A 13,004-nucleotide genomic window follows, 5' to 3' on the forward strand; every position below is an offset into this window, starting at 1 on the left:
AATAAGAAATATAATAGAGGGTTTTGCGAAAACAAGGGAGGAATTCACATGTATTTACACGGCACAAGCCGCATTAATGAGCAAGGACACTTAGAAATTGGGGGCTGCGATGCTACTGAACTTACAAGAACATATGGGACACCACTTTATGTTTACGACGAGACAGCAATTCGTGAGAAATGTCGTGCATTTCATCGTGCATTTAGGGAAAGTGGGTTCTCTTATCAAGTAGCGTATGCAAGCAAAGCGTTCTTGTGCATGGAAATGTGCCGGTTAGCTGCCGAAGAAAATATGTCGCTAGATGTTGTGTCTAGCGGAGAACTATATACGGCGTTGCAAGCGGGATTTCCAGCAGAGCGCATCCATTTTCATGGTAATAATAAAACAGAAGAAGAAATAAGAATGGCATTAGAAGCTAATATCGGCTGCTTTGTTGTAGATAATTTTTTTGAACTAGAAGTATTGCATGATTTAGCGAAAGAATACGAGCAAGTTGTGAATATCTTGCTTCGTGTGACGCCAGGAGTAGAAGCGCATACACATGAATATATTACAACAGGTCAAGATGATTCTAAATTTGGTTTTGGTATTTCAACAGGGCATGCATCACAAGCGGTAAAAAGTGCATTAGAAAAATCAAACTATCGTATATTAGGAATTCATTCCCATATCGGATCGCAAATATTTGAGACGGCAGGATTTGTTCGTGCAATTGAGGTGCTTCGTAATTTCTTGGAAACAGTGAGAAAAGAAATGAACTATGTAGCGCCAGTACTAAATGTAGGAGGCGGTTTCGGAATTCGCTATACGGAAGGGGACACGCCACTTGTCCTTGGTGAATATGTGAAAGCTGTGACGGATGCGGTACGCGAGCAGTTTACAGTATGCGAATATCCCCTTCCAGAAATTTGGATGGAACCAGGTCGTAGTATTGTTGGAGATGCAGGAACAACGCTGTATACAGTAGGAGCGATTAAAGATATTCCAGGCATCCGTAAATATGTATCGGTTGATGGAGGGATGACAGATAATCTTCGCCCAGCACTTTATGGAGCTCGTTATGAAGCATTGCTAGCAAATCGTGCGAATGAATCTGCCGAAGAGGTTGTTTCAATTGCGGGAAAATGTTGTGAAAGTGGGGATATGCTCATTTGGGATGTAAAGCTTCCAAAAGTTGTTTCTTGTGATCTCTTAGCTATCTCTTGTACAGGGGCATATGGTTATTCAATGGCAAATAATTATAATCGTATTCGTCGCCCGGCAGTGGTGTTTGCGAAAAATGGAAAATCGCAAGTTGTTGTAGAGAGGGAATCGTATGAAAATATTATTGGAAACGATCGCATACGTGTGAAGGAACTTGTATGAATACACCCTCGTTTAGTTGAAGTAGGAGTTGTTTAGATGAACTACTCCTTTTTTATCCCGCTATTCGCGGGCTGTAAGACCCCACCTCAAAATGGAGAGCGAATCGTTGTCCAGCTCTAGCGGCTAGAATCTCCGATCGTTTCGCCCCCTCGTACGAGGCAAAAAGCCCCTCTATGTCGGGTGCTCCAACGTCCTGCGATTCTGGGCGAGCCGCTTCCGCTTTTCTACAGAAGATAGATGGGGAATAACTGCTGGCATGTGCCTGATTGGGCAGGCTTTCTATCAGTGGGGGATAAAGAAATCCTCCACTGATGAAAGTTTCACTTTATAATAAATAAAATTTATCGGAAAACTAGGATTGAAAAAAATCAGAATTGTGATAAAATACAAATATAATTCTTATCAAGAGTGGCGGAGGGAACTGGCCCGACGAAGCCCGGCAACCTACTTTATAGGAGTAAGGTGCTACTTCCAGCAAAATGGCATCCATTTTGAAAGATAAGGTAGATACGTTACCGGAACAGTCTTTTCGAAATGGGAAAGATTTTTTTTATGAAAAAAGGGGGGCTGTTCGTGGGAGTACGCGGACAATTTGAAGAAGTAGCAAGTAAAATTCAATCTATGCTTACTGATATGAAATATGGTTCGATTACAATTGTTGTGCAAGATGGTAAAGTGATTCAGCTTGAAAAAAGTGAAAAAGTACGTTTAAAATAAGCACGCTGACTAGAAAAACTAGAGGCGGCTTTAATCTATTTCTATAGATTAAAGCCGCCTTTTTGTATGGGTGTTGTGAAGGGGGAGAACGATGTTAACGTACGAAACATGGCAAGATAATTTTGTTTCATTTCAGGAAGACGACGAAACGAAAGGCGCTTTGGCAGCAATACGCTGGGCATATGAACATTATGATCAGGATATTGTTTATGCATGCAGCTTTGGAATAGAAGGAATGGTTTTATTGCATGTGATTAACCAAGTAAATCCATCTGCAAAGGTTGTATTTTTAGATACAAATGTTCATTTTCAAGAAACATATGACTTGATCAAAAAAGTCAGGGAGCGATTTCCTAATTTGAATATTATTGAAAAGCAACCGGCACTTACACTTGAGGAACAAGCAAAAGAGTATGGTGATAAATTATGGGAACATAATCCAAATCTTTGTTGCCAATTAAGAAAAATTAAGCCGTTAGAAGAAGCGCTAACAGGTAGGAAAGCATGGATATCCGGTTTAAGAAGAGAACAGTCTGAAACGCGAAAACATACACAGTTTGTCAATCAAGATCATCGCTTTCAATCTGTTAAAATCTGTCCGCTTATTCATTGGACTTGGAAAGAAGTGTGGCGCTACGTATATAAGCATAATTTGCCATACAATCCACTCCATGATATTGGGTATCCGAGCATTGGATGTGAAAAATGTACCGTGCAGGTGCAAGAGGGTGGAGATTCGAGGGATGGACGCTGGGCTGGAAAGATGAAAACAGAATGTGGTCTTCATTATCAATAAAATGAAGCTTTCATTAGTGTGGTCTTTCTTTATCACCCGCTGATGGAAATCTCTCATCAATTGGGCTCATACTGCATATTAGTGCGGAGTGAAAGCTACTATCTGTTAAAACTTAATAAAGAAGGGGAAAAGAAAATGAGCGATATAAAAACATTAGTAAATCGAATTGATACAACATATGAAACAGCGCATATCGTAAAAGAAATTGAATTAGATGGAATCGCATTAAGTGATTTAGAGCTCATTGCGACCGGTGGATATAGTCCGCTTACGGGTTTTTTAGGAAAGAATGATTACGTATCAGTAGTAGAAACAATGCGCTTAGCAGATGGAGCTGTATGGAGCATTCCAATTACATTGCCTATAACAGAAGAAAAAGCGAAGGAGTTAGAAGTAGGGGAAGAAGTTCGACTTGTAAAAGAAGGTATAACGTACGGTGTAATTCAAGTTCAAGAGATTTATACGCCTGATAAAGAAAAGGAGGCGTTACTTGTCTATAAAACGATAGAAGAAGCACATCCGGGTGTTAAGAAATTATACGATCGTCCGGATATATACGTGGGAGGACCGATTACGCTTGTGCAACGGATTAGAAAAGAAAAATTTTCCGCTTATCATTTAGATCCAAGTGAAACGCGAGCAGAGTTTGCACGGCGTGATTGGAAAACAATCGTTGGTTTTCAAACAAGAAATCCAGTGCATCGCGCACATGAATATATTCAAAAAGCAGCTCTTGAAATTGTTGATGGCCTGTTTTTAAACCCGCTTGTTGGAGAAACGAAGTCAGATGATATTCCAGCTGATGTTCGAATGGAAAGTTACGAAGTACTTCTAGAAAACTACTATCCAAAAGATCGTGTCTCTTTAGCAGTATTTCCAGCGGCGATGCGATATGCTGGGCCGCGTGAAGCGATTTTTCATGCACTTGTAAGAAGAAACTTTGGGTGTACGCATTTTATTGTCGGTCGCGATCACGCTGGTGTTGGGAATTATTATGGTACGTATGAAGCGCAGGAAATTTTCGCTAACTTTACAATAGAAGAATTAGGAATTACACCCCTCTTTTTTGAACATAGTTTTTATTGTGCGAAATGTGAGGGAATGGCATCAACGAAAACATGTCCACACGGAAAAGAAGATCATGTTATTTTATCGGGTACAAAGGTAAGAGAGCTCTTGCGAAATGGAGAACTGCCACCAAATACATTTAGTCGTAAGGAAGTAGTAGAAGTTTTAATTCGCGGTTTGCAAAAAGAAGTTTTGACAAAGTAAGGAGAGAAGAAGATGGGAACGAATATTACTTGGCATACGGCATCCGTTTCAAAGGAAGAACGCCGAAAGCAAAACAAAAATCATAGCTTTGTTCTTTGGTTTACAGGATTGTCGGCTTCTGGTAAATCAACCGTGGCAAACGCAGTAGCTCGCAAGTTATTTGATGAAAATATTGGTAATTATGTGTTAGACGGAGATAATATCCGTCACGGTTTAAATAAAGATTTAGGATTTTCAGAAGAGGACCGTACAGAAAATATTCGTCGCATCGGTGAAGTAGCGAAATTATTTGTTGATAATGGAACAATTGTATTAACAGCGTTTATTTCACCGTTTCGTGAAGATCGTCAGCAAGTGCGTGACATATTAGAACAAGGTGAATTTGTTGAAGTGTTCGTAAAGTGTCCAATTGAAGAATGCGAAAAACGTGATCCGAAAGGACTTTATAAAAAAGCAAGAAGTGGGGAGATTAAGCAGTTTACCGGAATCGATTCTCCTTATGAAGAGCCAATTCAAGCTGAAGTTATTGTAGAAACGCATCGTCATTCTATTGAACAATGTGCAGAGCAAATTATTGCTTATTTGCAAGAACGCAGCTTTATCCCGCGCTAACGGGCAGTAAGACTCTTACACCAAGAGTCTGAGAAAACAAAGAAGATAGGTGGGAGCTAACTGCTGGCATGCGCCCGATTGGTTCAACTGACCTTCTGGGAAAAAACGTTCCCAGAAGGAAGTTTCACTTTATATAGGAGGAGATACATGATGAGTTATGAAAAAGTATGGGCAAACAATGAAAAGCTAAATGCAACAGAAAAAAAGAAATTAGAAAAAGACGGTTTAGAAATTTTTAAAGATATTCCGTATTATGCTGAGCATGGATTTGCGTCTATTCCGAAAGAAGAATGGGATTCTTTTAAGTGGGCAGGTTTATATTTGCAGCGCCCAAAAGAGGCGGGGTATTTCATGATGCGTGTGAATATACCATCTGGAATCATAACAAACGAACAAGTGGAGGCTCTTGCTTCTATCGCCGAAGATTACGGCCGTGATGTACTTGATATTACAACACGCCAAGCAATTCAGTTTCATTGGCTGCAAATTGAGCAAATTCCAGATATTCTGCAGCGGCTAGAGAAAGTAGGGCTATCGACAGCCGGTGCATGCGGTGATATTACACGTAATATTACAGGGAATCCACTTGCTGGAATTGATGAAAATGAATTGTTTGATACACAAATAATTGTGCAGGAAGTATATGAATATTTTCAGCATAATGAAGAGTTTTCAAATTTACCTCGCAAATTTAAAATGTCGATTAGTTCGAATGTGTTCAATTCAGCAAATGCTGAGATTAACTGCGTGGCATTTACACCTGCAACGAAAGAAATTAACGGAGAAACAGTCATTGGTTTTCATCTAAAAGTAGGTGGCGGTTTATCAGCGCGTCCATATTTAGCAGAAGAACTAGATGTATTTATTTTACCAGAGCAAGTGAAAGATGTAGCAATTGCCGTCGCAACTATTTTCCGTGATTTTGGATATCGTGAAAAGCGTCATCTTGCTCGTCTGAAATTTCTTGTTGCAGATTGGGGACCAGAAAAATTTAAAGAACAGTTATTACAATACACAGGATCTTTACATGATAGAGGAGAAAGTGCATTGAAGGGTTGGAATGCAGGTTATTTTTACGGTGTTCATAAGCAAAAGCAAGATGATTTATACTATGTTGGTTTTAATGTACCAGTTGGTCGCCTGCATGCAGAAGAAATGTATGAGATTGCTAGAATTGCAAAACAGTATGGAAACGGTGAAATTCGTACATGTAATTCACAAAACTTTATTATTCCGAATGTGCCGCAAGAAAATATTGATGTACTATTACAAGAACCGTTATTCGAAGCAATCTCTGCAAAGCCAAAGTCATTTATCGGCTACGCAGTTTCTTGCACAGGCATTGAATATTGTAACTTGGCATTAGTGGAGACAAAAGAAAGATTACGCAATATTGCGGATTATTTAGATACACAGCTTATATTAGATGTACCAGTTCGTATTCATATGATCGGTTGTCCAAATTCTTGCGGACAAAGACAAATTGCTGATATCGGTTTGCAAGGTGTCAAAATGAAAACGAAAGAAAAAGGGATTGTCGAAGCTTTTGAAATTTATGTAGGTGGGACGCTGCTGGACGGCGGTGCTTATAATGAAAAGCTAAAAGGGAAAATTGATGGTGAAGACTTGCCGCATGTTCTCGTTGCATTTTTAACTTACTTTAAAGAAAGTAAACTTCCTAGTGAAACATTCTATGAGTTTGCTGGCCGTGTTGGAATAATGGATTTACAAGCAGCATTAGATACGATTTTAGAAGAAGTGATTGCATCGTAGGAGGGAAGCAAAATGGACTTATATCGTTTTGAAGCTGTTTTAGCAAATGGTGTTGTTCCTGTAGTCGTTGTTGCACAAAGTGAAGATCAGGCATTTCGTCTCGTTGAAATAGAACTTGAAAAATATTTTTTGCCTTTACCCGAAGTGAAAGAGATTTCTTTATATGAGAAAAAGAAAATCCGAAAGGGTGCAGCTTTTGTTTTGCATGAACAGGAAACGATTTAATAGGATGCTAACAGGCCGTAAGGTGAGGATTTATAGACTTCCATCAGTAGAAAAAATCTACTAATGGAAGTTTCACTTTATAGAAGAAATGGGGAGGAAATATGGGGAAAGTGTACATTGTCGGTGCAGGACCTGGTGATCCAGATTTAATTTCTGTTAAAGGAGTAAAATGTATTCAACAAGCAGATGTTATTTTATATGATCGTCTTGTGAATAAAGAATTACTTTCTTACGCAAAGCCAGAAGCGGATTTAATTTACTGCGGGAAACTTCCGAACTACCACACAATGAAGCAAGAAACGATTCATGCTTTTCTAGTGAAATATGCAAAGAAAGGAAAGATTGTGACGCGTCTAAAAGGCGGAGATCCTTTTGTGTTTGGAAGAGGCGGAGAAGAAGCGGAAGCATTGGTGAAACATGGTATTCCATTTGAAGTTGTTCCGGGCATTACAGCGGGTATTGCAGCTTCCGCGTATGCGGGAATTCCTGTTACACACCGAGATGCTAGTACAAGTTTCGCGGTTGTAACAGGGCACCGGAAAGAAGGTGCAGAGGAAGAAGTGAAGTGGGAAAACTTAGCGAAAGGTGTGGATACGCTTGCTGTTTATATGGGTGTAAGCAACCTTTCTTATATATGTGAACAGCTTTTAAAACATGGAAAAAGTGAACATACACCAGTAGCAATGATAGAGTGGGGAACAACAGCATCTCAGCGTACAATTACAGGAACATTAGGAACAATTGTATCTGTGGCAGAAAATGAGCAAATTCAAAATCCAAGTATGATTGTAATTGGTGAAGTCGTACGCTTCCGTGAGAAAATTCATTGGTTTGAACAAACATTTGAACAGTCGTATCCACTGAGCGGAGCACTTTAATATGAAAGCAATATTATATATTTGTCATGGCAGTCGTTTACAGGAAGCATGTAAAGAAGCGACTGCTTTTGTTACATCGTGTATGGAACGTGTATCAGCTCCTATTCAACAAATATGTTTTTTAGAATTAGCACCACCTTCTATCGCTGAGGGGATTACAACTTGTGTACAAAAAGGGGCAACTGAAATTGTGATTGTCCCTATCTTTTTATTAGCGGCAGTTCATGTGAAAAAGGATATTCCTGAGGAGTTAGAACGGTTACAAAATCAGTATCCTCATGTGTCATTTTCATATGGAAATCCATTTGGTGTTTCTCGTAAACTTGTTACTGCAGTTCTAAATGGTAGCGGAATTAAAATGATTGGCAAACGAGTTACCCTGTTACTTGTGGCGAGAGGGAGTAGTGATGCGGAGACGTTAAGAGATGTAAGAGATATTGCGTTATTGTTTGAAGCTGCAGATGAAGTAGTAAAGGTCGAAGTAGGTTATTTAGCAGCAGCCAAGCCGCAATTTGAGGAGAAGCTACATGAACTTGTTCAAACAACGAATGCCCCAATTGTTATCCTTCCGTATCTTTTATTTACAGGATTGTTAATGAAGAGAATTGAAAAAGCAGTTCGGAAAAATAACCATTCTCATATTGTATTATGTCCGTATTTAAGTAAGAATCAAGCTTTTCAAGATATGCTAATTGAACGTACCGAAGAAATGATAAGGGAGGATGTACATGTACCCATTAACAGTGCGAATAAAGAATAAACGTGTTGTTTTCATTGGCGGTGGACGAGTCGCAGCATTTAAGATTGCACCTTTATTGCAAGAAGAAGCTAATATTATTGTGATTAGTAGAAAACTTGATAAAAGTTTAGTTCAGCTTGTCGAAGAAGAAAAAATTCGCTGGTTTCAAAAAGAATATGAAGCAAGTGATCTTGCAGGTGCGTTTTTAGTTGTTGCTGCAACGGGTGATGCACTGTTAAATGAGAGAATTGCAAATGACGCAGCGCCGAATCAACTTGTAAATGTAATTACAAACCCTGAGAGTGGTAATGTTCATTTTCCGGCTGCTATTCATCGTGGGAAATTGAACATTGCTGTATCTACTGGCGGAGCAAGCCCAAAACTTGCGAAAAAAATTCGTGATGAAATTGCAGGGAGATATGATGATTGTTATGAGGAATATGTGAATTTCTTATATGATGTACGTATGAAAGTGAAGCGGCTACAAGTAGATAAGAAGACGCAGAATGTTGTGTTACAGGAAGTTCTTAAGTCTGTTTATGTACACAATGCACAGCAACGAGAAAAATTTTTGTATTCTTTAGATGAAAAGCTAGTATTTTGATAGTTTGTAATATTTCCCTCTTTTGAATAAAATAAAGAATGCATTACTGGAAAGGGGGAGAAGAGATATGAAAATCAGAAATTCAGTAAAAGCATTAATTGTACGGGATGATCATTTTTTGGCAATTAAAAAGCGTGACCAATATGGGGAATATTATACACTGGTCGGCGGTGGTCAAGAACCGGGTGAAACATTTACGGAAACGGTAAAACGAGAGTGTATAGAGGAGATCGGTGCGGAAGTTAAACCAAATGAATTATTGTTTATTAGAGAATATATTGGTAAAAATCATGAATATGCCGCGTTTGATTTTGATGTTCATCAAATTGAATATATGTTCTCATGTACACTTCTTAGTGAACCGAATGTAGAACGAGCAACAGAGTTAGATACGGGTCAAATTGGAATAGAGTGGTTGCCGTTACGTAATATTACACAGTATCGCCTCTATCCGCAAATACTACGTGTGCGATTGCAACAACATTTTATTCATTATGAAAAGACGGAAGTATATTTAGGAGATGTAAATTAATTTGTCCTTTACAAATACAGAAATCTCCTCTATAATCACAGTTGACTTCAATACATGAAATCAATGAGCAAGAAGAGTACGTATATTTGAAGCGTTCAGAGAGCTGGGGAAAGGTGTGAGCCCGGTACGATAAAATATACAGAATGGGCTTGCGAGAGGTATGTTGAACTAATAGTAGGCAACCCGGGTTCCGCCGTTACAAGGATAGGGTATCGGAAGCATTCCTGTACCTGAAAAGTGGGATAATTTATCCAATTGAGGTGGTACCACGGTATTATATTACATATATCGTCCTCTACATGCATCATAGCGTGTAGGGGACTTTTTTATTGTCTAAAGGAGGTGAGCGAGTATGAACTGAAAGTATATGAATGAAAAAAACGGAAATATTCAGATCAGGAGAAGTGAAAATGAAAGAAACACAGCAATGGACGTCGAAAATTGGTTTTGTACTCGCAGCAGCCGGGGCAGCAGTTGGACTTGGGGCAATTTGGAAGTTCCCTTATGTTGCCGGAAATAGCGGAGGAGGAGCCTTTTTCCTTGTCTTTTTATTCATGACAGTATTTATCGGTTTGCCGCTTTTAGTGGCGGAATTTGTGATCGGACGCAGTACGCAAAAAGAAGCAGTAACAGCGTATAAAGTATTAGTACCAAATCATAAATTATATCCATGGATTGGCCGCATGGGAGTTGTAACATGTTTTTGTGTTTTAGCATTTTATAGTGTTGTTGGAGGCTGGATTTTACTTTATTTATTCTATAGTGTAACAGGTGGATTATGGGGGAATGCTGTTGATTACGCAAAGTTGTTTGGAGAAACGATCTCAAATCCAGTAAGTGCAATTGGAGCACAATTTATCTTCATGCTTTGTACAATTTTTATCGTAAGTAAAGGTGTGGAAAAAGGAATTGAAAAAGCAAGTAAGTATATGATGCCGCTATTATTTGTTCTGTTTCTTGCAATTATTGTTCGTTCTCTTACATTGGACGGGGCATGGGAAGGTGTTAAGTTTTTCTTAAAACCAGATTTCTCGAAATTAACAGCAAAAACAATTTTATATGCGATGGGGCAATCATTCTTTTCACTAACAGTTGGAGCCTCTGTTATGGTTACATACAGCTCTTATTTGAAAAAAGAAGAACATTTAGCAAAATCAGCAATATCGATTACAAGCTTAACAGTTTTTATTACTGTACTTGCAGGGCTAGCGATTTTTCCAGCGATTTTTGCGTTAGGTGTTAGTCCAACAGAAGGGCCGGGGTTACTATTTATCGTTCTTCCAGCTGTGTTTGGAAAAATTCCTTTCGGGCATTTTTTCTTTATTTTATTCTTAATTCTATTTTTCTTTGCAACGCTTACATCGGCAATTTCTATGCTCGAAATTGTTGTTGCTTCCGTAGCGAAAGGGGACGGAAAGAAGCGTCCATCAGCATCGCTCTTAATTGGATTACTTATTTTCGTAGTTGGAATTCCAGCAGCATTATCATTTGGAGTCATGAGCGATGTAAAAGTATTTGGAAAGACAGTTTTTGATTTACTGGATTTTTCGGTGAGTAATGTATTACTTCCACTTGGTGTGCTAGCAATTTCGCTCTTTGTACCAAATAAGATGAAGAAAGAGTTGATAATGCAAGAATTAGAAGTTAAAGAAACAAGAGGGAAACTATTATTTCATGTATGGTTTTTCTTGCTTCGTTATGTTATTCCGATTACGGTTCTTCTTGTCTTTTTAAACGTTATTGGTGTACTTTAGTTCATAATAAAAAACGGGGAATATTCTCCGCCTTTTATTATGTTGTAGATTGCTTCAAGAGACGAATATACGTTTTATAACCTACGAAAGCGGCAATGACGAAGCCGATTAAAAACAAAATGTCTCCGCCTAGTGTAAACAAACGACCTATATAGATTTTTGGCTTCTTGTAATATTTGGGCTTCTTGTGATTCTTGATTCATGTGTAGACCTCCTCAAAAAAGCTTTTATGTTTTTGTATGTGCAATGCCTAGAAGGTGTTGAAAATTATAAAAAATATATAAGAAGTACACATGAAAGATGGGATTCGCTTGTTTTCCATAAATAAAAAAACTCGGCAATTGCCGAGTTTTTTTATTTAATATAAGGAGCTGGATCTACAGCATTTGATTTTTCTATATTCCACTCGCCGATGTGTAGCTCGAAGTGCAAGTGTTGTCCGTGTGAATCACCTGTGTTCCCCATAAAACCGAGTTGCTGGCCTTGTGTTACTTTTTGTCCAACTGAAACCGAGCGGCTGCTCATATGAGCATATACAGTTGTATATGTTTGACCGTTTATGCGGTGCGATAAGTATACAACATTTCCGTAGCTGCTAGATAAATCGGAGCGAATAACAACTCCATCGGCTGCAGCGAAAATTGGTACGGTTCCAGGAGCTGCGATATCAAGACCCTTATGACGATCACGTGTTGGATCATTAAATCCAGAAGTAAAGCTACCAGCTGCTGGTTTAATAAAACCGCCAGTATTTTTCACTTGAGATGTAGTTGAGTTTTGCGTTGAAGGAGCGGATTGCTGAGCTTGTTTTTGTTCTTGAGCTTTTTTTGCTTCTTCAGCCTTCTTTGCTTCTGCTGCACGTTTTTCCTCTTCAATTGCATTTTGAACAGCTTGATGTTGGTTTTCTAAAGTAGTCTTTGCTTCTTCTAAACTTTCCATCTCGGAATCTACTTTTGAAGCTTTTTCGTGTAAATCAGCAATTAATGCTTGCTGTTGTTGCTGATTTCCTTGTAGTTCTTGCTGTTGTTTCTGTAATGTTTGTTCAGATTCCTTAAGTTGTGTTTCCTTTTTCTCAATCGCTTCTTTTTCTTTTTTAACAGTTTCTTGATCTTGTGTTTGCTGTTTTACGATATCTGTATCATTATTTAAAATTACACTTACAGAATACATATTTTCTATTAGTTCAGCGATATTGTTCGTGTTAATTAATACTTCTGTAATTAAATTTGTACGCGGTTTTTCTTGCATGGACTGTAATCTCTGCTTAATTACTTCTTGACGGGTATCGATTTTTTTTTGCAGCTCTTCAATATTCTTCTTTTTCTCTGCAATTATGTTTTGTGTTTTTTCGATTTCAGCTTTTGTTGTTTTTAAATCTGCTTCATTTTTATTAATAGAAGTAGTTAATTCATCGATTTTTTTTTGTAAATCTTGTATCTCTTTTTCGATTTGTTGTTTTTCAGCTGATTTCGTATGTAATTCTTGTTGATTACCCTCTAATTGTGATTGGATATTAGATAATTTATCTTGACTCGTCTCCGCATACACTGGTGAAAGCAATGGAGAAACGAAAATAGTGCCGGCTGTCAGTAAACTAAACGCTGTTATTTTTTTGTTCATCTGTCTATCTCCTTTCCCTATTCTATATAATCACAGAAAGGAGAAAAATGTCTATTGTTGTAATGATAATGTAAAAAAAATTAAGTAATTGTTATTAAATGTCGAAAATTACAAAGA

General features: G+C 38.2%; 13 protein-coding genes, 1 riboswitch and 1 other annotated feature. Of the genes, 12 read left to right on the forward strand and 1 reads right to left on the reverse strand.

What is annotated here, in order from left to right; translation table 11 throughout:
* Nucleotides 1–48 precede the first annotated feature (48 nt).
* From lysA to WAX78_RS13225, 12 genes are all read left to right on the forward strand, one after another.
* A complete protein-coding gene (gene lysA / locus WAX78_RS13170) occupies nt 49–1,365 on the forward strand; it encodes a diaminopimelate decarboxylase (RefSeq protein WP_336482715.1) in 1,317 nt (438 codons plus the stop codon).
* 396 nt (nt 1,366–1,761) lie between these two features.
* Nucleotides 1,762–1,870, forward strand: a riboswitch (SAM riboswitch).
* 68 nt (nt 1,871–1,938) lie between these two features.
* Nucleotides 1,939–2,082, forward strand: a complete 144-nt coding sequence (locus WAX78_RS13175; RefSeq protein ID WP_336482716.1) for a YezD family protein — start codon at nt 1,939–1,941, stop codon at nt 2,080–2,082.
* A gap of 91 nt (nt 2,083–2,173) precedes the next feature.
* A complete protein-coding gene (locus tag WAX78_RS13180) occupies nt 2,174–2,878 on the forward strand; it encodes a phosphoadenylyl-sulfate reductase (protein ID WP_336482717.1) in 705 nt (234 codons plus the stop codon).
* 135 nt (nt 2,879–3,013) lie between these two features.
* On the forward strand, nt 3,014–4,150 hold the full coding sequence (gene sat / locus WAX78_RS13185) for a sulfate adenylyltransferase (RefSeq protein WP_336482718.1): 1,137 nt from the start codon (nt 3,014–3,016) through the stop codon (nt 4,148–4,150).
* Between the two features lie 12 nt (nt 4,151–4,162).
* Nucleotides 4,163–4,762, forward strand: a complete 600-nt coding sequence (cysC, locus tag WAX78_RS13190) for an adenylyl-sulfate kinase (RefSeq protein WP_336482719.1) — start codon at nt 4,163–4,165, stop codon at nt 4,760–4,762.
* 150 nt (nt 4,763–4,912) lie between these two features.
* A complete protein-coding gene (locus WAX78_RS13195) occupies nt 4,913–6,535 on the forward strand; it encodes a nitrite/sulfite reductase (protein ID WP_336482720.1) in 1,623 nt (540 codons plus the stop codon).
* Between the two features lie 12 nt (nt 6,536–6,547).
* Complete coding sequence (locus WAX78_RS13200; protein ID WP_336482721.1) at nt 6,548–6,760, forward strand: DUF3906 family protein; 213 nt, start codon at nt 6,548–6,550, stop codon at nt 6,758–6,760.
* Nucleotides 6,761–6,861: 101 nt separating this feature from the next.
* Nucleotides 6,862–7,638, forward strand: coding sequence for a uroporphyrinogen-III C-methyltransferase (gene cobA, locus WAX78_RS13205; RefSeq protein ID WP_336482722.1), 777 nt, complete (start codon nt 6,862–6,864; stop codon nt 7,636–7,638).
* A 1-nt stretch (nt 7,639) separates the two neighbouring features.
* A complete protein-coding gene (locus WAX78_RS13210) occupies nt 7,640–8,398 on the forward strand; it encodes a sirohydrochlorin chelatase (RefSeq protein WP_336482723.1) in 759 nt (252 codons plus the stop codon).
* A complete protein-coding gene (locus WAX78_RS13215) occupies nt 8,367–8,981 on the forward strand; it encodes an NAD(P)-binding protein (RefSeq protein ID WP_336482724.1) in 615 nt (204 codons plus the stop codon). Before WAX78_RS13210 ends, WAX78_RS13215 begins: the two co-directional genes overlap by 32 nt.
* Nucleotides 8,982–9,048: 67 nt before the next feature.
* Nucleotides 9,049–9,513, forward strand: coding sequence for an NUDIX domain-containing protein (locus WAX78_RS13220; protein WP_336482725.1), 465 nt, complete (start codon nt 9,049–9,051; stop codon nt 9,511–9,513).
* A 54-nt stretch (nt 9,514–9,567) separates the two neighbouring features.
* Nucleotides 9,568–9,812 (forward strand) — a binding site (T-box leader).
* Nucleotides 9,813–9,923: 111 nt separating this feature from the next.
* Nucleotides 9,924–11,267 carry a sodium-dependent transporter gene (locus tag WAX78_RS13225; protein ID WP_336482726.1) on the forward strand — a complete coding sequence of 448 codons (1,344 nt, stop codon included), beginning with the start codon at nt 9,924–9,926 and terminating at the stop codon, nt 11,265–11,267.
* A gap of 354 nt (nt 11,268–11,621) precedes the next feature.
* Here the strand turns inward: WAX78_RS13225 and WAX78_RS13230 are convergent, their stop codons facing one another.
* Nucleotides 11,622–12,887 (reverse strand): murein hydrolase activator EnvC family protein, encoded by a 1,266-nt coding sequence (locus WAX78_RS13230; protein ID WP_336482727.1) that lies wholly within the window; start codon nt 12,885–12,887, stop codon nt 11,622–11,624.
* Between the last annotated feature and the right edge of the window lie 117 nt (nt 12,888–13,004).

The organism is Bacillus yunxiaonensis (assembly GCF_037104695.1).
GTDB lineage: Bacteria > Bacillota > Bacilli > Bacillales > Bacillaceae_G > Bacillus_A > Bacillus_A yunxiaonensis.